19 protein-coding genes are annotated in these 24,919 nt (G+C 60.6%); 11 read left to right on the top strand and 8 right to left on the bottom strand.

Annotated elements, in window-relative coordinates:
* Nucleotides 1-151 precede the first annotated feature (151 nt).
* Nucleotides 152-1,315 carry an acyltransferase gene (locus tag B0G75_RS37900; RefSeq protein ID WP_106314770.1) on the top strand — a complete coding sequence of 388 codons (1,164 nt, stop codon included), beginning with the start codon at nucleotides 152-154 and terminating at the stop codon, nucleotides 1,313-1,315.
* A 119-nt stretch (nucleotides 1,316-1,434) separates the two neighbouring features.
* Nucleotides 1,435-2,577 carry a hypothetical protein gene (locus B0G75_RS37895; RefSeq protein WP_146142589.1) on the top strand — a complete coding sequence of 381 codons (1,143 nt, stop codon included), beginning with the start codon at nucleotides 1,435-1,437 and terminating at the stop codon, nucleotides 2,575-2,577.
* Nucleotides 2,578-2,616: 39 nt separating this feature from the next.
* Here the strand turns inward: B0G75_RS37895 and B0G75_RS37890 are convergent, their stop codons facing one another.
* The 7 genes from B0G75_RS37890 to B0G75_RS37860 all read right to left on the bottom strand — a co-directional run bounded on the left by B0G75_RS37890 (nucleotide 2,617) and on the right by B0G75_RS37860 (nucleotide 10,602).
* The gene (locus B0G75_RS37890) at nucleotides 2,617-3,042 is read right to left on the bottom strand and encodes a GtrA family protein (protein WP_106314768.1); all 426 of its coding nucleotides are present in this window, start codon (nucleotides 3,040-3,042) and stop codon (nucleotides 2,617-2,619) included.
* Nucleotides 3,039-4,322, bottom strand: a complete 1,284-nt coding sequence (locus B0G75_RS37885; RefSeq protein WP_106314767.1) for an NAD(P)/FAD-dependent oxidoreductase — start codon at nucleotides 4,320-4,322, stop codon at nucleotides 3,039-3,041. Before B0G75_RS37885 ends, B0G75_RS37890 begins: the two co-directional genes overlap by 4 nt.
* Nucleotides 4,323-4,335: 13 nt before the next feature.
* Nucleotides 4,336-5,274 carry an NAD(P)-dependent oxidoreductase gene (locus B0G75_RS37880; RefSeq protein ID WP_106314766.1) on the bottom strand — a complete coding sequence of 313 codons (939 nt, stop codon included), beginning with the start codon at nucleotides 5,272-5,274 and terminating at the stop codon, nucleotides 4,336-4,338.
* A gap of 115 nt (nucleotides 5,275-5,389) precedes the next feature.
* Complete coding sequence (locus B0G75_RS37875; RefSeq protein WP_106314765.1) at nucleotides 5,390-7,105, bottom strand: hypothetical protein; 1,716 nt, start codon at nucleotides 7,103-7,105, stop codon at nucleotides 5,390-5,392.
* Between the two features lie 15 nt (nucleotides 7,106-7,120).
* The gene (locus B0G75_RS37870) at nucleotides 7,121-7,861 is read right to left on the bottom strand and encodes an SDR family oxidoreductase (protein WP_106314764.1); all 741 of its coding nucleotides are present in this window, start codon (nucleotides 7,859-7,861) and stop codon (nucleotides 7,121-7,123) included.
* The gene (locus B0G75_RS37865; RefSeq protein WP_106314763.1) at nucleotides 7,858-9,174 is read right to left on the bottom strand and encodes an FAD-binding oxidoreductase; all 1,317 of its coding nucleotides are present in this window, start codon (nucleotides 9,172-9,174) and stop codon (nucleotides 7,858-7,860) included. Before B0G75_RS37865 ends, B0G75_RS37870 begins: the two co-directional genes overlap by 4 nt.
* A gap of 3 nt (nucleotides 9,175-9,177) precedes the next feature.
* Nucleotides 9,178-10,602, bottom strand: coding sequence for a UbiA family prenyltransferase (locus tag B0G75_RS37860; protein ID WP_106314762.1), 1,425 nt, complete (start codon nucleotides 10,600-10,602; stop codon nucleotides 9,178-9,180).
* 377 nt (nucleotides 10,603-10,979) lie between these two features.
* Here B0G75_RS37860 and B0G75_RS37855 point away from each other — a divergent pair, with 377 nt between their 5' ends.
* Genes B0G75_RS37855 through B0G75_RS37840 form a run of 4 tightly spaced genes read left to right on the top strand, consistent with a single transcriptional unit; the run spans nucleotide 10,980 to nucleotide 15,700 of the window.
* Nucleotides 10,980-11,825, top strand: coding sequence for a glycosyltransferase family 2 protein (locus B0G75_RS37855; RefSeq protein ID WP_106314761.1), 846 nt, complete (start codon nucleotides 10,980-10,982; stop codon nucleotides 11,823-11,825).
* Nucleotides 11,822-12,778 carry an SDR family oxidoreductase gene (locus B0G75_RS37850; RefSeq protein ID WP_106314760.1) on the top strand — a complete coding sequence of 319 codons (957 nt, stop codon included), beginning with the start codon at nucleotides 11,822-11,824 and terminating at the stop codon, nucleotides 12,776-12,778. Before B0G75_RS37855 ends, B0G75_RS37850 begins: the two co-directional genes overlap by 4 nt.
* Nucleotides 12,779-12,785: 7 nt before the next feature.
* Complete coding sequence (locus tag B0G75_RS37845) at nucleotides 12,786-13,817, top strand: glycosyltransferase family 4 protein (protein ID WP_106314759.1); 1,032 nt, start codon at nucleotides 12,786-12,788, stop codon at nucleotides 13,815-13,817.
* A gap of 5 nt (nucleotides 13,818-13,822) precedes the next feature.
* On the top strand, nucleotides 13,823-15,700 hold the full coding sequence (locus B0G75_RS37840; protein WP_106314758.1) for a nucleoside-diphosphate sugar epimerase/dehydratase: 1,878 nt from the start codon (nucleotides 13,823-13,825) through the stop codon (nucleotides 15,698-15,700).
* A 114-nt stretch (nucleotides 15,701-15,814) separates the two neighbouring features.
* On the opposite strand, the gene B0G75_RS37835 is transcribed toward B0G75_RS37840, so the two are convergent.
* A complete protein-coding gene (locus tag B0G75_RS37835) occupies nucleotides 15,815-16,915 on the bottom strand; it encodes a glycosyltransferase (RefSeq protein WP_012431955.1) in 1,101 nt (366 codons plus the stop codon).
* 268 nt (nucleotides 16,916-17,183) lie between these two features.
* Between B0G75_RS37835 and B0G75_RS37830 the strand changes: the two genes are divergently transcribed.
* The 5 genes from B0G75_RS37830 to rfbB form a co-directional block, all read left to right on the top strand.
* Nucleotides 17,184-18,731 carry a methyl-accepting chemotaxis protein gene (locus B0G75_RS37830; RefSeq protein WP_106314757.1) on the top strand — a complete coding sequence of 516 codons (1,548 nt, stop codon included), beginning with the start codon at nucleotides 17,184-17,186 and terminating at the stop codon, nucleotides 18,729-18,731.
* 388 nt (nucleotides 18,732-19,119) lie between these two features.
* Nucleotides 19,120-20,607: a hypothetical protein gene (locus B0G75_RS37825; RefSeq protein WP_106314756.1), complete on the top strand. Its 1,488-nt coding sequence runs from the start codon at nucleotides 19,120-19,122 to the stop codon at nucleotides 20,605-20,607.
* 469 nt (nucleotides 20,608-21,076) lie between these two features.
* Nucleotides 21,077-21,811 carry a Crp/Fnr family transcriptional regulator gene (locus tag B0G75_RS37815; protein ID WP_106314781.1) on the top strand — a complete coding sequence of 245 codons (735 nt, stop codon included), beginning with the start codon at nucleotides 21,077-21,079 and terminating at the stop codon, nucleotides 21,809-21,811.
* Between the two features lie 125 nt (nucleotides 21,812-21,936).
* Complete coding sequence (locus B0G75_RS37810; protein ID WP_106314754.1) at nucleotides 21,937-23,049, top strand: acyltransferase; 1,113 nt, start codon at nucleotides 21,937-21,939, stop codon at nucleotides 23,047-23,049.
* Between the two features lie 1,100 nt (nucleotides 23,050-24,149).
* Nucleotides 24,150-24,919: dTDP-glucose 4,6-dehydratase (gene rfbB, locus B0G75_RS37805; RefSeq protein ID WP_106314780.1), on the top strand; the 770-nt coding region annotated here is incomplete at its 3' end.

Here is a 24,919-nt window from a genome sequence, read left to right as displayed (position 1 = left end):
GGCAGTTAGCGCTGCGCAAAAAGGCTCGCTCCATCAATTGAAGTCGGGCATTGGGGAGATTCCGCTCCCGCCGATTGGTGTGAAGGGAAAAATGCCGGAAAATCACTGGTAAAATCGTTGTCTCAGAAATAGGCGGCGGGAGAGGCGATTTATGGTGGATTCGGTAAGCGCGGGAAAGGACCGAGCGCCGTCGCTGGACATGCTGCGGGGCTATGCGGCCTTGATCGTCGTTTTCGCGCATACCACGGTAGCAGGGCTTTACAAGGTCGAGCCGCTGTGGGGATGGCTGAAATGGACTCCCCTGCGTGTTTTGTGGGCCGGCCACCAGGCAGTGGTCGTGTTCTTCATGCTCAGCGGCTATGCGCTCGCGCATATGTATGGCGAACTGAGGTCGCGCCGTTACCCTACGTTTGCCGCCGCGCGAATCATCCGGCTTTATCCTCCGTTCATTGGGTCGCTCGTGGTCGCCGTCGGTCTGTACTGGCTCGTCGGCCGCGCGGGTTATGTCTGGGAGCGCGGCTGGATGTACACGGCGCATCCCGCACTCGACAAGCAGGTGATCTTCGATCATCTGAAAATGATTGGAAGCTACGACACCAGCGCGATCAATCCACCGATGTGGTCGATCGTGCATGAAATGAGGTGGTCATTGGCATTCCCGATCATTGCCTTTCTCGTCAACCGCTTTCGATTCAAGGCTGTCATTGCAGCGGTAGTGAGTTCGACGCTCATCGGTATTGCGGCGCTGGCCGGATCGCCTACCCATATTCCCTGGCCGCTTCAGGATGCGCTTCTGACGACGCACTACGGCACGTTTTTCATCATAGGCGCGTGGTTTTATTCGCGTCGTTTTGAGATTGTCGACAGAGTTACTGCGTTGCCGGCCAAGTCACGCGCCATGTGGTGGGTCGCGGCGTTGGTCCTGTTCTCCTACCCGTTCGACAATCCGTGGAGCATCGGCGGACGCATTTTCGGCGACCTCGGGGTTTCAATCGGAGCATTTCTGCTAATGGCGCTGTCCTTCACCATCAAGAAAGGGCGCGTTTATTCGATTGGACACTGGTTGGGGAAAATCTCCTACAGCCTGTATCTCAACCACTACGTGATACTGAGCGTGTCGCTGGTGATTCTCTATCCCCGCTTCGGGCCGGTTCCTGTCTGGATCGCGACGGTTTGTGGCGCACTGGTTCTCGCGTTCGCAATGAACAGGCTGGTCGAGGTGCCGTCGCAAAACTGGGCGCGGGCTTTGCGTCGCCGCTGGTCGCCAAAGGCGGTTGAGCGTTCAGCAAATAGTGCGAACCTTGTTCAACGATAACGATGGCCGAGATTCAGATAGACCCCGTTTCTAGCATCGAGAATGAGCTGTCACGACGCAGGTCTTTAGTCGATGGTGCTTTCGTCTTCGTTCTCGCTCTCGTCGTGCTATTTATCCGCATGCACGGTCGACTCACTCGCGGTTACCTTTGGGCGGAAGACGCGCCCATTTTCATCAAAGAAGGTTTCGAACTTGGCGCGCGAGCCATCATCACGCCTTATGCAGGATATCTGCATGCGGTGCCGCGCCTGCTGATATACGGATATACGTGGTTCGGGACGGTTACTTCCACGCCGCATGCATTCGTTTGGCTTACCACGTCCACCACGCTTGTTTCCTGTCTGTACCTGTATGTGATCGCCGCGCGTTATTTGCCGCGTGCCGGCGCCTATGTGATCGGTCTGTCGCCCGTTCTCATTCCTCACAACGGCGAGGCCTGGTTGACCGTCACGAATCTCCAATGGGTGCTCGCGCCCGTGCTTGTTGCGATGGTTTGGGACTGCACGCAGCGCACCGACACGAGCCGGATCTTCGGCCGTTGTGTCGCCATCGGTCTCCTCTCGCTGACCGGCCCGTTCAGCATTCTGTTTTCGCCCATTGCCGCGCTGGGCATCGTGGCTCACCTGAAGCGGTCTGCAAAGCGCCTGTGTTGGTTGCCGCTGCTGGCGGTCGTGGCCGGCGGCGCGGTTCAACTGGTGACGCTACTGACAAGCCCGCCAAACCATCCGGCAGCTCACGCTGCAAGCGAGTATCTGCACTTCGGCTGGCTGGGCGCTTTTTTCCACTATTTCGTGCTCGACTTCTTACTCGCCGACCGGTGGATCAATGGTTTGGGCAAGGGCATGTTTTACGTTTCATTCGCGCTATTCGCCGCGGTGCTGGTGTGTGTGGCGACTTTGCCCGGCAAGTGGCGCAACGTCTGCGTGATTGCGCTCGCACTCGCCGTCGCCTTCTGGATGCTCGGCGTGGTGCGGAGCGACGCGCCGGAGTTGCCCGTCCGGTGGTCGGGCGTGAGTGCGCGGTACACCTTCTTTCCGCTCATTCTGTGCATGTGGACGTTCGTCATCGCGGCCGCCAAAAGCAGAATCGCGCTTGCCCGCTACGGCGCTACGCTGCTTTTATTGCTGATGCTGGTGAACAGCGCGTTGCGCTTCGCGGTTCCGTGGTATCCGTACGAGATCGTATCGACGCAAGCTGGCGTTTTCCTTGTCCACGCGCCACCCGGCGATGTGTTCCGGGCTGAAGTCAAACCGGTGCGTTGATCGTATTGGCGGATAGATCGGCTGCTTCACGCTGAACTTTCAGTGCTTGAAGCTCCACTTCTTGTGCCCGATGTAGCTCGTGAACACCGGTACGGCGACGCCGACAGCATGCGCTAGATCTCGCGCATGCCAGGTCATGCCCATCCGCGGAAACACGTAGTACGCCAATCCAACACTCACAGCCCAGGTCTGCACGACGGCAACGAGATTGACGAGGGTAAAGAAGAACACCGACCGGCCCGTCGACTGCGTGCTCTTCGTAAACACGAACAGCTTCGCCAGAATGAACGCGGTGATCATCCCGGTGATATACGCGACGACAATGGCGGCCGAATAAGGCATCCACTTGTTGTAGACAATCCGGCTTCCCCAATTGACCGCTGCGGCAAAGCCGCCGGTCAACAGGAACAGCAGAAAGCTCTTCGAGACGAAGGTGCGCTTGGCGAGTGCATGAACCCGGGTCATATCATCTTCGCCATCTTGCGCGATAGGCCGATACTCTCCGAGATGCCGCGGTCTTCCGGGTAGTAGTAAGACGTATCCGCCACGAGCAGGCCTTCCACCGGCAACTGGATCGGCGGCAGGCGGTCGAGATAACCCGGCTCGCAAATCGGTTGCGCGAAGCGATACCGGCTCGCGCGCACGTCGATGAAATCGTCCGGCTTCAGCGCCGGGTTGATTTTCATCAGATAGCGTTTCACTTTGTCGATGAACGCCGAATCCGGTTCCTGGTACTTCGGGTGTTCGCCCGGAATATAGAACGGCACGTAGACCACGTGATGATCGAGCGGCCGCAGATTCGTGTATTCGACAATGCCCGGAATATCCATCTCCGGATCGTTAGTGTTAAGCCAGAAGTTTTCGGTTACCGGTTTCTTCAGCTTCGCGATAATGCACACCACGGCCACGTTCTTGACGCTGCGGAATGCGTCGAGTATCTCGATGGGCAAATCCGGCATCACGCGCGGCACATACGGAAGCGGAATCGTGCTGATGACCTTGTCGAACGGCAGGAACTCGCCGCCGGCTTCGATGCCCCTGACTTTACCGTTCTCGATCACGACCTTCTGCGCCGGCGTGCCAAGACGAAACTCGCCGCCGTTGGCCTCGATATAACGGCGCATACCTTCCAGCAACGTATCGGAACCGCCTTCGAGATAGCCGAGTTTCTCGTGAAAGAGGTTATAGCGCGAACGGCCGATACGGCGAATACGACTCCAGATCCAGGCTGCGGACAGGTTGTACGCGTAGTCGTAGAACTTGTAGTCGAACAGACGACGCCACAACACTTCCCACGCTTCTTCACCAATCCAGCGGCGAATCCAGCCCGTCGCTTCGACGTGATCGAGCGGCTTCCAGTCGTTGCGCCTGGTCGATAGAAACGCGTGCAGGCCATAGCGGAATTTGGCTTGCAGGCTGAGTCCCTTGAACTTCAGAAGCGCCATCGGGTTACCCCACGGCTGCACGCGGCCTTGATAGAAGTAGCCCATCTTCGTTTCGCGCCACTGCATTTTTTCTTCGAGTCCGAGCTCGCGCAGCACCTCGAAGAAAGCGTGGTCGGAAATCGCGTGGAAGTGGTAGTAGCGTTCGATGGAGAGGCCGCCGAAGTCGAAGCACGCGGCCATCCCGCCAACCCGGTCGTCTGCTTCGAATATGACCGGCTTGCGCCCGTCCTTGACGAGCTGGTAGGCGGCGCCGAGACCCATCGGCCCGGCGCCGAGTACTGCAATGCGTTGTTCGCTCATAATGTGGCTCTACTCAGAATTCCAGTGCAATGTGGCTATACGTCGGATCGTTGAAGGTCTCGTCCATAGCCTTTGCGAACGGCGTAGCGCGGATCTTGAAGATGCCTTCCCAGTCGATCACTTCGAATTCGTCGCCGGCCGTCAATGCTTTGAGCTGGTCCGCGGTGAACGGCGGGTTCTTGTCGAAGATGGCATACACCTTCAGCAGCACATAGAAGAGACCGTACGGAATTCGCACGATCGCGCACGGTGCGCGAGTGGCGCGCTTGATCTGGCGGATGATGTCGATATAGTCCACGCGTTCCAGGCCGGTGATATTGAACGACTGGCCCTTGATGCGCGACTCGATGCAACTGATGATCACATTGCAGAAGTCGCCGACGTAGAGCGGCTGACGCATGTATTTGCCGCTGCCGGGAATCGGGAACACCGGCACGCGATGCATGAAGCGCGACAGCCAGCCGAGATGCTTGCGGTCGAACCAGCCGAACATCAGCGTGGGCCGCAACACCACGCATTCGATGCCCGAGGCGTGCACGATCTCTTCCTGCTCGCGTTTCGTCTCCGTATAGAAATCCTCGCCCACGGAATTCACCACCGAAGAACTGATGTGCACGGTGTACGGAATCTGGTTGCGCTTGATCACGTCGAGCACGTTTCGCGTCGACGTGATGTTGTTGCGAATGAACGGTTCGATGGTCGGAGCGCCGATCTGCGCCTGCAGCATCACGACGAGATCCGCGCCTTCGAAGTGCTGCTCCCAACCGCCCGGTTCGGCCAGGTCGGCATAAATTGCCGTCACGTCAGGATGGACCTTGCGAAGCACTTCCAGGTTAGCCTTGTGCTTGTCGATCACGACCAGATTGTCGTAGCCGCGCGCTTTGAGGCGCGCAACGAGGTTCTGGCCGACGAGGCCGGCGCCGCCTGGAAGAAGGATGCGGGTTTGGTTCATGCGTTAACTCTTTGAATGGGGCGTTCAGCAACTTTGTAAGGGCTAGATGATACTAGCAAGCCGGGGCATCTCCAGAAACGGCCTGGAAACCGCCGGCCATCGTTACGGCCCGCGTCTATTGAACTGCCGCTGCCGCAGGCAATGCTGCGGGCATTGGTTTTTCGGCCTGCAGTGCGCAATACGCACCAGTGGCTGTTTGTCCACCGACGCGTATGCCGCCGCTTGCCGGCGCCTTGAAGAAAGCCGTCCAGCCGCTGTATCGGGCGCTTCGTCCGAATATGTTGCGAACGTCGCCTCGCTCGGCGCCGATGACGCCGGTGCCAAGCGTCGTGCCGGTGGCGTCGGTAACGACGATTGCTCGCGGCGTGCGCTTGTCTGCCTGATCGTAAATCCAACCCGTCGCGCGATATGTGCCGGGGGTCGTCGTCGCCGAGATGTCGTCGATGCTGCCGGCGCAGGGCAGGGACGCGTTGACCTGGCTCGGCGGCACCAGATAGTCGGGCTGATCCGGCGCGAAAATGGACAGGTGTTCGGCCTCGGCTTGCCGCGCGATGTTCGGCAGAGCATCAGGAAACGGATAGACCGGGCGGATGATCTCCGCGTCATAGACATGGGCCCGCAGCGCAAGGCCGGCGACGAAACGTCCGTAAGTCTCGTCACGATCCGCCCGGACGAAGAAGCGTTGACCCGACGCGACGGCCAAGGTCGCGAGTGCGGCGACGAAGACGGCACGCCTCAATTGTTCCGGCGTGCGGCTGTTCAGCGCGGCAAAGAGGATCAGCGCGAGCCAGCCCATCAGCGAGGCGGTCGTATAGCGGGAAGCCAATGCTGTCTCCAGCCCGAACCAAAGCCGCCCGCTCGCCGTCAGCAACGCATTGCCCGCGATGAACAACGCAAATACGAGCAGGGCTACGCCTTGCGGACGATCGGCACTGGCGAGCAATAGTCTGAAGCAGTTTGCCGCGAGCGCCGCCAGCACGAGAATACCCGCGACATAGGCGCCCGCGAGGCCGGTCCTGATCTGAAAGGCCGGCGAACCCAGATAGAGCAGCACGTAGCGAATCGCGGCAATCGGGTGTTCGCGCACGCCGGCGAGCAGATTGCCGCTGCTACCCGGCTTGTGCCAGTCGATGAAATAGGCGAGCCATACGGCAACGGTCACGATGACGATTGCCAGCAGTTCGCGCGGTTTCAGCCGCACGTAGAGTGCCTGTACGATCAGCGCGGGAAGCACCAGTACACCGCTCGACATCGAGTATGCCGCGAGCCATGCACTGACCAACGCCGCCGTCAGCCAGCCGAGGCGTTTGGCTGATTTGTCGCCGGCATTGGCTTCGGCGGTGCGATCGATTGAATGGAACGCGAGCAGCGCAAAGAGATAAACGGCGAACCACTGGCTTTGAAATCCCCATGCGAAGTTTTCCCGCTGCATCCACGAGAAGGCGAATACGAGGATGGCGCCGGCCAGTCCGAAGCGCGTCTGCCGCGAGAGAGTAGGGCGGTAGTGGATCGTGATGCGGAAAAAAGCCGCCGCAAGCGCACCCGCGAGCACCAGATTGGAAATGAGGGAAAAGACATTTCGGCCGCCGAAATAACGGATGTCGGCGAAAAATATCAGTCGCGAGAACGTCAGGCGATGCTCGTTATGCTGTTCGAAAAACGCGTGCCAGGGATCTTGCGCGGCGCGCATATAGAAGCCAATGGAGCCGTCCCACGAGTCGCCGTACGGCAACGGCGAAAAGTGCTGCCACACCGCGAAAACCGTTGTTGCGAACGTGATGACGCCGAGCGCCAATACCGCGTAGTTGCCAAGAGTTTCTCGCCGACTCATCGTCCCGATTTCCCTTTACAGGGACGCGCGCTTGAACAGGAAGCGCGGCACCGAGCGGATGATCAGCATGATGATTGCCCAGAACCAGCGCGTATACAGCACGTCCTTGCGCTTGTCGACGGCGCGCACGATGTCGCTCGCCACCTGATCGGGCGTCGCGACAAGCGGGCCGGGCAAGGGCAACCCGGCTGTCATCGGCGTCGCCACGAAGCCCGGCTTGATGGTCAGAACGTGGACGCCGGCTTTGAATAGCCGCGCATTCAGCCCCTCGCAGAACGCGGAAAGCGCGGCCTTCGCGCTGCCGTACAGATAATTCGAGGGCCGGCCGCGATCGCCCGCCACCGACGAGATGACCGCCAGCGCGCCGCGTTTTTGCGCTTCCAGGATGTTGGCAATCGGCGTCAGCAGCGCGATAACAGAAACGGCATTCGTGTTGAATTCACGCACGGCCACCGCGGGGTCCGCCTGGCACGCGGCCTGGTCCGGCAAGGTGCCGGGGGCGACCAGCACGATGTCGAGCGCGCCGAGTTCTCTCTGGCATTGTTCGAGCATGCCCGCATGCAGATCCAGGCGATCGATATCGAGTTGATGACAGGCTGCCAGTTGCGCGCCGCGTGCGGTCAGGTCCGCGGCCACCTGCTGAAGGCGCTCGCCGTTGCGGGCAACGAGGAAAAAACGTGCGCTTTGCGTGGCCCATTGGCGCGCACAGGCGATGGCGATCGCCGACGTGGCGCCGACGATAAGAATGTTTTTCATGTTCGAGTGGTCCGTTCCCAGAAACGCGAGAGTAACGCGGGGTCGCGCAGCGCTTCGAGTTGCTGCCATTGAGGGTAAGCGGCGCGAAAGTCGGCGCCTGGCATGTGCGCGTCTTTAGCCGGATAGATGCGGCCGCCGGCTTCGCGCACGATTGCATCGAGATTCGCAAAGAGCCGGGTGTTCAAAGCATCGCGCTGCGGGAAATCGAGAGCGAGGGACGTGCCTTCCATCGGAAACGACAACAGGCCCGGCGAGCGCAAGTCACCGCAGCGTTTCAGTACGGCGAGAAATGAGCCCGTGCCGCTTTCGGCGATCGCGTCGAGAATCGCGCGCGTCGCGTCGCGCGCCGTGGCCGACGGCACCACGCATTGGTATTGCTGAAAGCCCGCGCGCCCGTAGATTCGATTCCATTCCAGCAAGCTGTCCAGCGGGTAGAAGTAGGCGTCGTAACCGACCCGCGCAACGACTTCGCCGCGCTGCTGCTTCTGATAGTACAGCTCGTTGAACGCGCGCAACGTGAAGCGGTTGAACACCGGAATCGGCAGCGTGAAGGGCACGGTGCGTTTCTTTCGCCGTGTGACTTCGAGCGGTCCGTCCGTCGCATGGTCGCCGGCCATGAAGATGCCGCGTCCGAGCGCCGAGCCGCGACTTTGGCAATCCACCCACGCCACGCTGTATTCATGCAACGGGTCGAGCTTTTCCGACAACGCGAAGAATTCGTCCAGATCGCCGAAGCGGATGCTGGTCATGTCGATCAGGCTCGAGCGGATCGGCATCAACTGGATCTCCGCCCACAGGATCAGCCCAGTGAGCCCGAGACCGCCGATCGTGGCGGCGAAAAATTCGGCTTGCTCGTCGGGAGAACACTCGAACTGCGAGCCGTCGCTGCGCGCCAGCGCGAAGCGGCGCACATGCCGGCCGAAGGTGCCTCGCACATGGTGATTCTTGCCGTGGACGTCGTTGGCAATCGCTCCGCCCAAGGTCGCGTATTTCGTGCCCGGTGTGACCGGCAGCATCCAGCCGCGTGGAATCGCGACGTCGAGTATCTGCTCGAGCGTGACGCCGGGTTCCGCGCGCAAGACACCGGTTTGCCAGTCGGCGGCAATCAGCCGGTCGAGCGGCAGCGTTTGCACGACATGGCCGGAGGCGGCGAGGCAACTGTCGCCGTAGCTGCGGCCATTGCCGAAGGCGAGCGTGGTGCCGTGTTCCCGGGCCGCGTCTGACCACGCGGCGCGCGCGGCATCACGCCATGCAACCGCATGCGCTTCCTGCGGTATTGGCGGATAACGTCCCCATGACAGAACTCGACTCATCGTCTAGATCGCGGCCCAGAAAATCAGGCCGCACAGCACGACGACTGCGAGGCTGACCCGGTCGCGCGCCGCGAAAACGATCGGATCGTCGTGCATCAGACCGCGATGCGCAATGATCCAGGTGCGGCTTACCCAGTAGAGCAGCAACGGGCAGGCCAGCCAGATGACTTGCGGGTGGCGGTACATGCCGGCGGTTTTCGCGTCCTGAATATAGAGCGCAAGCACGAGCACGGCCAGATAGCCGGACGAGGTCCCAAGCGACGAGATGAGCGACAGGTCGCTCGCCACATAGCCGCGCCCGCGCGTCTTGACGAGGCCGCGCGCTTTCATCGAGTGCAGTTCGGCGTAGCGCTTGACGAGCGCGAGGCTCAGGAAGATGAACATCGAGAAGGCGAGCAGCCAGAAGGTCAGCTGTGCGTCGACCGCCGCCGTTCCGGCGATGATGCGCATCGTGTACAGCATGGCCAGCACCACCACGTCGACCATCACCTGGCGCTTCAGAAACGTGGAGTACGCGAGCGTCAATACGTAATAGCCGAACAGCGCCGCGGAGAATTGCCAGGGCAGGAAAAGCCACGCCGTGACGAACGCGACCACCAGCAAGACAGGAAAGAGCGCGAGTCCCCATGTGAGCGGCAGCGCGCCGGAAGCGAGCGGACGTTTGCGTTTGACGGGGTGATGACGGTCGTCTTCAAGATCGAGCAGGTCGTTGAGCAGATAGACACTCGAGGCGCACAAGCCGAACGTGAGAAACGCCAACACCGCAGCGAGAGTCAGTTCGGGCGAAGACAGCTTATGTGCGGCCAGCAGCGGCAAGAAGATCAAAAGGTTCTTCAGCCACTGGTGCAGGCGCAAGGATTTGGCCCATGTCTTGACGGCGGGTGGACGTGATTCGATCACCCGCTCCACATTGCCGATCTTGCGGGCCGCGCGTTCCACCCCATTGGACGGATTCACCACGTACGCGCGGTCGGCGGATTGCCAGACTGCCAGGTCGTCGTGCGAATTGCCGGCGTAGTCGAAGCCTTTTTCGCCGTACTCGGCGACCAGCGTATCGCGCTTGTTGTGAGCGGACAGGTTGATGCTGCCGTTCGTTGCGAACGTCCTGTCGAAAATGCCGAGATGGGTGGAGATGGCCTGCGCGTAACGTTCGTGGCTTGCCGTGGCCAGCACCAGCGAGCGGCCGGCGTCCCGTTCAACTTTCAGCCATTGCAGGACCGTGGCGTCGTAGGGCAGCACGGCCACGTCCACGTTCGTCGCGTCGGCGAGGCGCGCTTTCAAACCCGGCTTGCCGCCGCGCGCGAGCCACAGCAGCGGCTCATAAAAGCGTTGCGGGGCTGCCTTCAGATAGGCAAATCCTGACTCGATCAGGATGTCTGAGCGAATCAATGTGCCATCGAGGTCGACGACGAGTGGTCTGCTGCGCATTCATTCTGCCCTGAGGGCGGTTGTCAGATTTGTTGAGCGGACGGCTGCCGTCTGTGGCGCTGCGCTGTAGCCCGAATTTCGTCCGATTGCGAACGGCCGGAGTTTGGCGGCGTTACTTTACTATTCCGCGATAATGCGCACAACCTTACAGGCGAAGTGCCTGATTCTGAGGCAAGAATGCCGAATCAAAACATAATGAATACCGTTTAACGGAATCGTATCGGGCGTAACAAAGGGAAAGACGGGTTGCCGAACTGCGAAAATTTGAGCAAACTTCGGGTTTGTTGCGTCTACGCAACGTAGGTTGTGGAAGCGCCCACCCGATGTGCTCACCGAAGTGCCCACCGAAGTGCCCACGATAAGGCACGCAGTTCTACATGAAAGAAACGCGCACTCTGCATCCCCTATCCGACGGGTTGTCCGTGTCGGTGGTGGTCTATCACCCGGATACAGAACAGTTGGTGTCCACGCTCACGGGCCTTGCCGTCGCGTGCGATGCGCTGCACATCAGCCGACCCGAACTCCCGGTGACGCTATATCTGGTGGACAACGGCGGCCTGCCCGACATCCCGGCAACGCTAGAGCAACTCCGGGCTCGCGGCATCGTTTGTACGATCATCGCGGGACAGGGAAACGTAGGCTACGGCAGGGGCCACAATCTGGCAATCGAAAGCAGCGCCAGCCGCTATCACCTGGTGCTGAATCCCGACATCGATCTGGCAACCGACGCGCTTCGCGAAGCGCTCGATTTTTTCGATGCACACCCCGAAGCGGGCCTCATCACGCCATGGATCGGCGACGAGCATGGCGAGCAGCAGTTCTTGTGCCGACGTTACCCCACGTTGCTCGATCTGTTTGTACGCGGCTTTTTGCCTTCGGGAATGCGTCGACTGTTTGTCCGCCGACTCGCACGCTATGAGATGCGCGACCGGATCAATGCGCGCGACACGGTGTGGGATCCGCCGATCGTCAGCGGCTGTTTCATGCTGTTTCGCATGACGGTCCTGAAGCAACTGGCGGGCTTCGATGCCCGTTATTTCCTTTACTTCGAAGATTACGATTTGAGTCTTCGCGCGCATGACGTCACCCGCGTCGTCTACGCGCCCGCGGTGCGCGTGTTGCATCACGGCGGCGGTGCAGCGCGCAAAGGCTCGGTGCATATCCGCATGTTCATGTCTTCGGCGTATAAGTTCTTCGACCGGTTCGGCTGGAAATGGCTATGAGCCGGGTGCTCGTCACGGGGGCCAACGGCTTTGTCGGCCGCGCGCTGTGCCGCGCGTTGCGTGACTCCGGCAACACGGTCACCGGCCTTGTACGGCGGGAGATGCAGCGCGAACACGGCGTGGACGAATGGGTCGACCCCAGCGTGGATTTCGCGGGCATCGACGCAGGTTGGCCTGCAGCATTGCAAGTGGATTGCGTCGTGCACCTGGCGGCGCGTGTGCATGTCATGCTCGAGGACGCCGCCGATCCAGAGGCTGCTTTCCAGGCGACCAATGTCGAGGGCACACTGCGTGTCGCGCGCGCCGCGTGGCGGCACGGCGTGCGGCGCTTTGTCTTCGTCAGCAGCATCAAGGCGATGACCGAAGCCGATTCGGGCCGCCCAGTGCGCGAAGACGATTCCCCGGCGCCGCAAGATCCGTACGGTCGCTCGAAACGTGCTGCCGAAGAAGCGCTGATCCGCCTGGGTGCGCAGACTGGTCTCGAGATCGTGATCGTGCGCCCGCCGCTGGTCTATGGTCCGGACGTGCGGGCCAATTTCCTGAGCCTGATGAACGCCGTATGGAAGGGCATGCCACTGCCGCTCGGCGCGCTTCGTGCAAGACGCAGCCTCATCTACGTCGACAATCTCGCGGACGCTTTAGTGCATTGCGCGAGCGACGCGCGCGCGGCCCAGCAGTGCTTCCACGTCGCGGACAACGACGCGTTGACGATCGCCGAACTGGCGCGCGCGCTTGGCCGCCACCTTGACCGGCCCGCGCTGTTGCTGCCCGTGCCCGAGAGCTGGCTGCGCCTCGCCGGCCGCCTGACGGGGTGCACGGCGCAAGTAGACCGGCTCGTCGGCTCACTGCAGCTCGACACCAGCCGGATCCGCACGGTGCTGGGCTGGCAGGCGCCGTACTCCACCGAAGAAGGGCTGGCCGCGACAGCCCGCTGGTACCGATCCACGCATTGAGGCGCGCATGCTGATGTCCCCTTCCACGATGCCGGGCTGGACGACCGCGATCCTGATCGCGCTCGGCTCTGCTTGCGCCTGCGCGGCGATCCTGTGGACGCTGCTCAGGTCCGGCCTCGCGTGGCGTCTGGCCACCGACATTCCCAACGACCGCTCGTTGCACACGCGGCCCACGCCGCGGGTCGGCGGCTGGGGCATCGTTCCGGTGGTGGTCGTGGCGACGCTGATCGCCGCGCCGCACCTCTGGCTTGCTGCGCTGTGCGCTGCGGTGCTGGCGGCGGTCTCGCAGATCGACGACCGGCGTGGACTGCCCGCGCGGGTCAGGTTCGCGGCGCATCTGGCCGCGGTGGCGATTTTCGTCTGGGCGCACCCCGCGCCGGCGCCGCTCTGGCTGCTGGCGGCCCTGTCGTTTTTACTGCTTTGGCTGGTCAATCTTTACAATTTTATGGACGGCGCAGACGGCCTGGCCGGCGGCATGACGCTGTTCGGCTTCGCGGGCTACGCCGCCGGGGCCGCGCTCACCGCGCATCCGTCGCCGGAACTTATGTGGGCGTCGGCGGCGGTGGCGGGCGCCGCCGCGGGCTTTTTGGTCTTCAACTTCCACCCCGCGAAAATCTTCCTCGGTGACGCCGGGTCGATTCCGCTCGGCTTCCTGGCGGGCGCTTTCGGCTATTGGGGCTGGAGCGAGGGCGTCTGGCCGATCTGGTTTCCCGCGCTGGTGTTTTCGCCGTTCATCGGCGACGCGTCGGTCACGCTGCTGCGGCGGCTCCTGCGCGGCGAGAAAATCTGGCAGGCACACCGCGAGCACTATTACCAACGCATGGTCCAGTACGGACTCGGGCATTCGAAGACGGCCATCCTATGGTATGTAGTAATGGCGGCTGGTATAGTACTTGCTGTCGTGTTGCTTGGCTGGCCTTCAGCCGTTCAATGGTGTAGCGTGGGCGCATGGGTGATCGTGCTGGTATTGATTGGTATCGGAGTCGATTCACGCTGGCGTCGATTCCGGATAGCAGACTCCGAACAACCTGAGGTGTGACGCCGATGTTTCGACACAAAGCCTCATGGCTATCATTTAGCGCTTTCGCCTTCGACCTTTGCGCCGTCGCGGGAACCTGGCTCGCGGCGTATCTGATCCGCTTCAATGGCTACGTTCCGGTCGAGTTCTGGTCCGGCGCCGTCCGAACCCTCATCTGGGTCCTTCCTGTCTACGGTGTGATGTTCCGCATCTTCGGCCTCTACCGGGGCATGTGGGTGTTTGCGAGCCTGCCGGACCTGATGCGCATCGCCAAGGCCGTGCTGGCCGGCGCATTCGTGATGATGATGGTGGCCGTCATGGCCCAGCCGCATCCCATCATTCCGCGCTCCGTACTCGCTGTTTCTCCGCTTCTGCTGTTCCTTGCCATGGGCGGCTCGCGCGCGCTCTATCGCGCGTCGAAAGAGTTCTATCTGTATGGCGGCCTTGTCGGACAGGGCAAGCCCGTCGTGGTGCTCGGCGCGGGCAACGCGGGCGCGAACCTGGCCCGTGAACTGTCGCGTTCGAGCGAATGGCGGCTGGTGGGCCTGCTCGACGACGACCCCGCCAAGCAAGGCCGCGAAATTTACGGCTACAAGGTGTGGGGGCCGATCAGCGACCTGCAGCACTGGGCTTCAGACATGAAGGTCGAGCACGCGATCATCGCAATTCCGTCGGCTTCGGTCGATGCGCAGCGTCGGGTGGCAACGCTGTGCGTGCGCGCCGGCGTGCGGGCCATGGTGTTGCCCGCGCTGACCACGCTGACCCAAGGCGAAGCGTTCCTGTCGCGCGTGCGTCAGATCGATCTGGAAGACCTGCTGGGCCGCGAGCCGGTACGTATCGACATGCCGCACGTCGAAGCGCTGTTGAGCGGCCGCGTGGTGATGGTGACCGGTGCGGGCGGCTCGATCGGCTCGGAGTTGTGCCGCCAGATTCTGCGCTTCGAACCCGCGCAGTTGATCGCGTTCGATCTGTCCGAATACGCGATGTACCGTCTCACGGAAGAACTGCATGACCGCTTTCCGAAGCTCTCCGTGGTGCCGGTGATCGGCGACGCCAAAGATTCCCTGCTGCTCGATCAGGTGCTGTCGCGCTACACGCCGCACATTCTCTTTCACGCCGCGGCGTACAAGCATGTGCCGCTGATGGAGGAGTTGAACGCATGGCAGGCGGTGCGCAACAACGTACTGGGCACATACCGTGTCGCACGCGCGGCGATTCGTCACGACGTGAAGCATTTTGTGCTGATCTCCACCGACAAGGCAGTGAACCCGACCAACGTGATGGGCGCGAGCAAGCGCCTCGCGGAAATGGCTTGCCAGGCGCTGCAGCAGACCAGCACGCGCACGCAGTTCGAAACGGTGCGGTTCGGCAACGTGCTCGGCAGCGCGGGCAGCGTGATTCCCAAGTTTCAACAACAGATCGCGAAGGGTGGGCCGGTCACGGTCACGCACCCGGAGATCACGCGCTTTTTCATGACGATCCCCGAAGCCTCGCAACTCGTGCTGCAAGCGTCGAGCATGGGGCATGGCGGTGAGATCTTCATTCTCGACATGGGCGAGCCGGTCAAGATCGTCGATCTCGCGCGCGACCTGATTCGCCTGTATGGCTTCAGCGAGGAGCACATCCGCATTGTGTTCACGGGCCTGCGTCCGGGCGAGAAGCTCTACGAGGAACTGCTGGCCGACGACGAAGCCACCACGCGCACGCCGCATCCGAAGCTGCGCATCGCGCAGGCGCGTGAAGCGCCCGACAATCTCCTCGACGAACTGCTGCCGTGGCTGATGCAGCATCGTGTGCCGAGCGACCAGGAAGTGCGCCGCGATCTGCGGCGCTGGGTGCCGGAGTATCAGCCGGCTGCCGCGCCGGCGTTGCATAGCGTGGCGTCGGCGACGCGGGCTTCGTGACCATGGACCGGTGACGGCTGCTTTTCGCGGCGGCCTTGAATCGTCAGCCTGCAGTGAAGACTGCGGTGAAGAAAATCACAAAGCAAAAGGCGCTCATTCGAGCGCCTTTTTTTGTTACCGCCGGGTCTTCCTGACCACCATCCAGCGTGGCGACTTGAACCGCACGATACTCACGTAGAGCCACACATACGTCGCGGCGAACACCACCACGAAACAGAACAGATGCAGCGTATGCCGCCAGAACAGCGTGGCGGGCACGACCGCGATCAGACACAACAGCCACAAATACGGCGACGTCAGCGAGTTACGCCGCGTCAATTCGCGCGCGGTACGCGTGCCGACCGCCCAGCGCATCAGCCGTTTGTACACCAGCATATGCAGATGCACGCCGTCGGGAATGCCCGGCGACATGCCGCGGATGAATTTCTTCCGGTAGATCGAGAAGCAGGTCTCGAAGATCGGATACATGAACAGCAGCACGGGATACCAAGCGGACACGTCGCGATTGCGCATCACCAGCATGATCGACAGCTCGGCCAGCATGAAGCCGATGAAATACGCGCCGCCGTCGCCGAGAAAGATCAGCCCCGCCGGGAAATTCCAGATGAAGAAGCCGAGCACCGCGCCCATCATCATGAACGAGGCGGACAGCACGATCGGATCGGACACCTGGAACGCCACGTAGGCGAGCGAGGCGAACATCATGAACGCGACCATCGACGCCAGTCCGTTGAAGCCGTCGATGATATTGATCGCGTTGGCGAGCGCGGCCACCGCCAGCACGGTGACCGCGCACGAGATCACCGCGTACGAGAGCAGGAAGTCGAGCGGCGGCACGCTGATGCGCGTCACGGCGATGTTCAGCAGGAAATAGGCGAGCGCGGCCGCCGCCATCGTGCAGACCAGCCTTGCAAGCGGCGACACGCGCTTGGTCAGGTCTTCGACCAGTCCAGAGCCGAAGGCCGGCATGCCGCACGCGATCAGCCCGAGAATGCCGCCCGACACAGCGGGATACGCGTGATGCAACTGCACGGCGGAGACGATCAGCCCGAGCAGAATGCCGGCCCCGCCGATACGCGGCACCGGGCGCACATGGAATTTCTGCACGCCGGCCAGATCGGTGTCGGTGGAGAATTTTTCATGCAGATGCGCGTAGCGCACGATCAACAGCGTGATCAGCAGTGAAACGAGAAAGCCGAGCGCAAAACTAAGCATGAAAGTGGGCCTGAACGAAGACGCCGAATTATACAAACGAAACGCACCATGCCCGGAAAAGCAGCGGTGCCGCGTCGTTGTCCGAAGATCCCAGATAGTGAGGTGAAAGCCGCTCGCAAACGCCCGCCAGTCATGGATTCCACCTATTTAGCAGCGGCCGTGCGGGGTCGTTAACCTGGATGCGGCGAAGAGTAAGTCATGCGCAAAAAAGACGCGCACGGCTGCCAACCCGTTTCACCGCCGATCGGCAAGACGTTCCGGAGACCCAATGCTAAATAACATCACAATTCGTGGCGGCCTGACGCTGGTGATCAGCGTATTCGTCGCTTTCCTGCTGACAGTGATCGGTGTCGGCTATGGCGCGCTCAAGCTCGCCAACGGCAGCCTTGACGACACACAGCGCAGTGCGGCGGCGTTGTCGCATCTGAAGGCGAGCTCCGAGAAGCTGCTGCAAGTGCAACTCGCGCTGGGTTCGTATCAGACGCTCTTTAGCGTCGGCAAGCAGACCGACGACCTGTTGCCGGCCGCGCACAAGGTGCTGGTCGAATCGAACAAAGACTTCCGCAATTACATGGCCGGCCCATTTGCGGACGATAACGAGCAGAAGCTCGCACAGGCCGTGGAGCAGGCGCGCAGCGCGCTGGTCGACAAGGCGATCGAGCCGGAATTCAAGGCTCTTGCGGACTTCGATTTCAATACCTTCCGCAATATTCAGGGCGAGACAGCGAACAGTTTTTACGCCACTTATTCGAAAGCGATCGACGCGCTCGAACGCTCGCGCATCGACAGCCAGCATCAGCAAGCACAAACGGCCGCGCAGCGCTTCCAGATCGCGACGCTGCTGTTCGCCGCGATCGGCGCCATCGCGCTCGTGATTGGCGTGGCGGCGCGCATCGGTTTGTCAGTGGCGTTGATCAAGCCGGTCAACGCCACCGTCAAGCATTTTGAGCGCATCGCCGCGGGCGATCTGACCGTCGCCATCAAGATCAAATCGCGCAACGAGATGGGCCAATTGCTGGGCGCGTTGACGAAGATGCGCGACGGGCTCGTCGAGACCGTGTCGAAAGTGCGCGGCAGCACGACGGCGATTACTCAGGGGGCCAACGAGATTGCGTCGGGCAATGCGGATCTGTCCTCACGCACCGAGCAGCAGGCTGCGGCGCTTCAGCAGACCGCCGCGAGCATGGAGCAGTTGTCGGCCACGGTGAAGCAGAACGCGGACAACGCGAAGCAGGCTAACCGTCTCGCCCATGGCGCGCTCGACACGGTCACGCGTGGCGGCAAAGTGGTGTCGCGTGTCACTGAGACGATGGATGGGATCAGCGAGTCGTCGCGCAAGGTGACGGAAATCATCGGCATGATCGAGGGGATTGCGTTTCAGACCAACATTCTGGCGTTGAACGCGGCAGTGGAAGCAGCGCGCGCCGGCGAGCAGGGGCGCGGGTTCGCCGTGGTGGCTTCGGAAGTGCGCAGCCTCGCTCAACGCTCGGGCGCGGCGGCGAAGGAGATCAAGGAGTTGATCGGTGAATCGGCCGCCAAGGTTCAGGAGGGCGCCTCTCTCGTGTCCGACGCGCAGAAGACGATTCACGAAGCGATGAGCGCCGTCGAGCATGTGACCGGCGTGATGAACGAGATCGAGGCGTCCGCGCTCGAACAGAGCGACGGTATCGAACAGGTCAACAAGGCCGTCTCGCAGATCGACGAAGTCACGCAACACAATGCGGCACTTGTGGAAGAAGCCGCTGCAGCGGCGAAATCGCTGGAGGAGCAGGCGACGATTTTGCGGGATGCGGTGGCGGTGTTTCAGATGGCGTAATGGCGTAGGGACGTGCGCTCGCCTCGTTGGTGAGCGCCGTTTTTCAGCGGGCATCAAGCGGAAATTTAATTCAGACATCCTAATTGTTAGATTTTGTAAAATCAACGTATAGGTGTAACCATTCAATTTGTTGAGTGGTATGTCGATTGCTAGTTACAGGCATTTTTGCCGACGCTATCGCGGTCCGGAAAATCCTTCCGTACAGCAGAATATTTTGCAATGAAGCCTTACAGTAAGGTTCCGAAATATTGTCCGTGCGCGAGCGCACAGAGTGATGCTTCGCTTTAAAGGATATTGTGTGTTGAATCCGATTCGAGGAGTGTCCTTGAGGCCGGCAGCGCACAGGGTGCACATCATTCACAGCGGACAACTATCGAGCCCCAAAGTCATGCAGAGGTCCTCAGCGGTAGAGCCGGATAATTCCGGCAGCGTACCAAGCGATTACTCGTGTGTGTTGTGCGGCGCCGGTCCGGCAGGAATGGGCTTCCTGTTCTACGCGTTCAAGAACGGCAAGCTGGCAGAGGTGGCCAGAAACGGCTTGTTGATCATCGACAGACGCATGCGCTTCGGAGCTGGCAAACTCGGTGACTATGTGAACGTCACAGGCAACTCGGTCGCCAAGTCTTTCCTTGCGTGTCTCGAGCACGAACGCTTCGACGAGGTGTTCGGCGATCTGCGCGAATACAACGAGTTGCATAAAAAAATGGCCGCCGACCCCTACGGTGCTCCGTTGCTCTCGGAGGTCGGCGAACTGCTCACGCTGGCGGCCGAGCGACTCATCGCCCACCTCGTCGAACATTTCGACGTCGATGTGCTGCGCGGACACGAAATCGATGCGATTCGCCACAGCCAGGACGGCCGCTTCGAAATCGCTTATCACGACACGCGCAGACCGGCGGCACGCCGGACGGTGATCAGCGACACCGTCGTGATGAATCTCGGCGGAACGCAGCGCGTTGAAGAGGTCGATGATCTGTGCCGCACGCTAGATATTCCATTGCCGGGCAACAACGTCATCACTTGCACCTCGGATGAACTGCTTCGCCTCACGAGCACGCAACTGGTCGACACCTTCGCGCCTATGTTCGTCCCTGCCACAGCCGGGCGTGCGAACCGGATCACCATTATCGGCGGCTCGCACAGCGCGTTCACAATGACCGAGCGTCTTGCAACTGACCTTGGTGGCGCCGGGCTCGATGAAATCGCCATCATTCACCGCTCGCCGATCCGCTTGTTTTTCGAAACCGAGGAGGAAGCGCGTGCATGGGGATATACGGTCGATCCAGTCAACGACATTTGCCCGATCACGCGGCGCGTCAATCGTTCGAGCGGTCTGCGCTACCGCGCATTCGAGATCGCATGCTCGGTGATGTCGTACGGCCGGGTCGCGGGAACAACGCCGCGTATCGAATTGATCGATGCCGCCAGCGGAGAAGCGGAACGCGCCCGTGCCGCCACCAGTCTCGCGCAGTCATGTGGCGTGGTTCATAGCGCTGGCTACGGGCCCAGCATGTCCGCACTGGTCGACCATCGAGGGGCGGAGATTCCTCTGCAGTTCCGTCAGGGCGGCATCGAGATCGACAAGTTCGGCCGTCCGTTCGACATCAGCGGTAACGTGATGCGCGGACTCTTCACGTTTGGGCTGGGTGCTGGCTTTCGGCCCGACCCGGAGATTGGGAGCGAGGCCGCATTCACCGGACGAATCCATGGCGTCTGGATCTTTCACCATGAAATCGGCAAGCGGATTCTGACCGGCGTTCTGAAAGCGCTGGCCGAGAGGGTCGTTACGCAGGAAACAGAAATGATCGCGACTGCGGATGACGACACACCTGCTGGCGTCCCGCCACATCGCGGTCGAGCGGACCATCGCCGCTAACGGACGGGCAACCTTGGCCACACGCCAGTCTGACGTACCGATTCGAGACGCCGAGGCAATGCATATCGAACGCTTTATCTCGTCCTATAGACGTCCTTAATAAGCCGGACATGTTGCAATTTCACACTGCCAGCTATTGACACTTCTGCTACTGTCGGGCTCTTTTCGATCTGAAGCAAAGTGGCGTTGGCGTCCAGCGCTTCACCGAACGCTTGACGCAAATAAGTCCTCTTAAATCCGACGATCGTGCGGGCTATTCCGCCAGGATTATTGGCGCGACCTTCTTCGGCGGCTACGCTGCACTGCGACATCGAACGCAACGCGATGACCAATGCGAAGCTTTGATCGTCTCCATTACCGTTTCTGTTTGCCGACCGCGCGAATGAGGGCAATGCATCTTCATTGACTTCTCGATTCGAGCGAGGCCTGCCATACCAAGGCGGGCTGCGATACTTACGTGAGGGAAATGATGACGACATTCCAGTCATACCGCCGTGGCAACCGTCTGTTCGAGGCCCTCCCAACGCATGAATGGGAGGCGCTGCTTCCTCATCTTGAACTCGTCGAATTGAGTCCGGGGCAACTTCTGTCGAAATCCGGCGAACTCATACGAACCGTCTATTTTCCGGCCACAGCGATCGTGTCTCTGCTGCAGACCATGGAGAACGGCAGCTCGGTGGAAATCGCCGCGATCGGCAGGGATGGCACGACCGGCGTGCCGATCCTGACAGGAGGCGACACCATGCCAGCCAGCGTTCAGGCTCAATGCCGGGGTTTTGCTTATCGAATCAGCGCTGCAGCACTGCGCGAAGCATTGCGCAATTGCGCAACGTTGCGCTCATTGATGCTACTGTTCATGCAGGCTCTCCTCACCCAGGTTGCGCAGACTGCGGCGTGCAACAGGCTGCATCGCCTGGACGAGCAACTGTGCCGGTGGCTGCTGGTCGATATCGATCGTTCGGGCACCAGCGATTTGCAAGTCACGCAGCAAGTCATTGCCGACATGCTCGGCGTCCGCCGTGAAGGCGTGACCGAGGCGTCCGGCAAGCTTTGCGACGCCGATCTGATCCATCACAGTCGTGGCCGTGTCCGGATCCTTGATCGGACCGGACTCGAGGCGCGCTCATGCGAATGTTATGAGATCGTGAAACGCGAATTCGACCGGTTATTGCCGCGTCCCAACGTGATGGAAGCGATTCGCTGACGGTGGGTATGTCCGCAAGCCGAATCGACAGCTGCGGCGCGTAGCGATGCATTTGTGTGCTTGCGTACATTGCCCGAGATTCTACGAAGATAAACTGCGGCGATAACCCGTCTTGAGGAACCCTGATGCCGACAGCGGAAAGAGTTGGGTTACCGAATGCGGTGCGGGCGACGACCTCCGGTGGCCGCTACGCCTTCATCGACATCCTCCGTGGTGTGGCTGCGCTCCTCGTGATTTTCCAGCATGGCGGCGAGGGCGCGGGCTGGTTCTCGATCACAACAGGTTTTGGTCCGTGGATCAACTTTGGGCAGGTCGGGGTTCTGACATTTTTTCTTGTCAGTGGATTTGTCATTCCACTGAGTCTTGAACGCGCAAATGCACTGGGTAGATTCTGGAAACACCGTATTTTTCGGATTTATCCGCTCTACCTCGCGGTATTCACGTTTGAATTCGCGCTTTATCTTCTCGGATACGGTGCTTATCCTCCAGGCTCGGTACATAGTTTCGGCCATTTTTTTCTGTTGCACCTCTTCTTCCTTCAGGACTACGCGCATCTACCCAACTTCGTTAGTGCGTCGTGGACGCTGTCCATGGAGTTCGCCTGGTACATCCTGCTGTCGTTCGCGTTTGCAGTGCGGGCGAATCGGCGCAGCGTCTTGCTGACTGTGCTCACGGTAGCCGCGTTGCTCGCATTGTCCCTGGCATCATACGTTTTGCACTTGCGGATACCGCTTGGCCGCTTCGGCATCATGGCGACTTGTGTCGTAGGTTTGCTGTTTTATCGGCGGCATACGCGTGAACTCGACCCGCGGGCGTTTCTGATTCTGGTGGGCTCGATTATCCTTGCGATCGTTCCAGCGCTTTACGTAGGATTTGGCGTGTTTCAACGCCCGGACGTCGCGACAGTCCAGTCTGTGTTCATTTCTTGGGGTGTCGCCTACCTGCTGTTCATCGGCTGTTATGCAGTACGCGAGCGAGCGATCATGCAACTCAAGCCGCTGCTAGGTCTCGGGACAATAAGCTATTCGCTGTACCTGGTGCACCCGACTGTCCAGAATCTGATTGGACTGGCCAATATCGAAGGCTGGGCGCATCTGGCGATACTGTGGCCCGCAACCTTGGTGCTCTCGTATTTGACGTATCGCTACATCGAGAAGCCTGCGATCGACTACCCGCGGCGCATGGAGCGGAAGAAGACGCGTGTGGAGATAAAAGGTCAGGCGCTGGCCAACGATTGAACACGCCGCGATCCGCGGTGGTCGGATCGCGCGCGTGCTTTACCCCGTGCAGCGCGCTGTTCACGCGACGCCGGTAGTCGCCACGCGGAGTACCCGCGCACGGCTCATCGGCCTTACGGCTTTGCACTATGCGCGGTTTCACCGGAAGTCAGTAGTCGTCTGCTTTGTTGTCAAACTGCCATTCCGCGGCGGCCCGCAGTTCTAACCCCGCGTCGCATCACATCCGCACTATCGCCGACCCTGCCATGCTCGCATACGTGGCGGGCTCCACGTTGTCAACTCGAACCGGCGCGGTCATACGTGTCCTGCCTGGGTGTCCAATGCGACGCTACAGGCGTCTGCTTCAGCTGTCCTCGTTTTCGCCTGGTCGCGATTCCAGTAAAGTATGATGTTTGGCGCGGGGATACCGTCGCTGCTGGCTCTCTGTCTTTTTGGCAATTGGCCTAGCGGGCGTCGCGCGGCGGTTTCGGTAAATCGCGGAAGAGGTGAATCGTTATAAATCTAATCTCGCCTCAATTCAAAGGACCAGGTAAATGTCGAGCGTTTTGACACATTTGTTATGTTTCGTATGCGGCGTGGTCACAGGCGTTTTCGTATGCGCATTATGTGTCGCACGTTCTCGAACGCCACGGGACGATGAATGATTCTTTCGTCGGGGCGCGTAAGCGGGCGTCGTCCTGAGGCGCATTGGTTCCTCTGTTCGCCGCGAACCATCAAGGCCGCAGCCGTCATTGCGACGACGCAGGCGCGGCTCTAAGCAAAAAATATCCGGCCGAAGGCGATCGGCCGGACAACATCAATCGTATGCGGTCGAGACACGGGCAACGGGAACACTGCAAGTTTTGCCCGGCCGCGCGAAGCTCCCTTCCTCACCCCCGTTAGCCCAGGCGACAGCGCGTATGTTGCTTTCCGCACTGAAACACTGTCTCTAGAACCTTACACTAAGCGGGTTGTATCCGTTCGCGGCGATGGAAGTCGCGATGGAAAGCTATACGAAAGCTGCTTACCGATGTCTCGCGGCCGAATCGTTCCGCGGATGTAAGCCACACTCCAATCGACCTTCCGCGCAACTGCATGAAGGCGGCTTCCAAAGGACTTCCATGATCTTGGTGACAGGCAGCGCCGGTTTTATTGGCGCCAACTTCGTGCTTGACTGGCTGCAAATCTACGATGAAGCCGTGGTGAATGTCGATAAGCTCACCTATGCGGGCAATCTGCGCACGCTGAAATCCCTGCAGCACAATCCGCTGCATATTTTCGTATGCGCCGACATCTGCGATCGCGCCGCGATGGACGAATTGCTCGCCGAATACAAGCCACGTGCAATCATCCATCTGGCGGCGGAGACTCACGTCGACCGGTCTATTTACGGGCCGGAGAAGTTCGTACTGACCAATGTCGTGGGTACCTTCACGCTACTAGAAGCGACGCGTTTGTACTGGAGCAAGTTGAACGACGCCGCTAAAGCGGAATTTCGCTTCCTGCACGTGTCGACCGACGAAGTATTCGGCTCGCTCTCCGCTACCGATCCGCAATTCTCCGAGACCACGCCGTACGCGCCGAACAGTCCTTACTCGGCCACCAAGGCAGGTTCCGACCATCTGGTGCGCGCTTACCATCATACGTACGGCCTGCCGGTGCTCACCACGAACTGCTCGAACAACTACGGTCCGTACCAGTTCCCTGAGAAACTGATTCCGCTGATGATCGCCAACGCGCTCGGCGGCAAGGCTCTGCCGGTATATGGCGACGGTCAGAACGTGCGCGACTGGCTGTACGTCGGCGACCACTGCAGCGCGATCCGCGAAGTGCTCGCGCGCGGCACGCCGGGCGAGACGTACAACATTGGCGGCTGGAACGAGAAGAAGAA

The sequence above is a fragment of the Paraburkholderia sp. BL18I3N2 genome, from assembly GCF_003001875.1.
Classification (GTDB): Bacteria; Pseudomonadota; Gammaproteobacteria; order Burkholderiales; family Burkholderiaceae; genus Paraburkholderia; species Paraburkholderia phytofirmans.
Note: the sequence above shows the minus strand (reverse complement) of the source record. Positions and strands in the feature narration are given on the sequence as shown.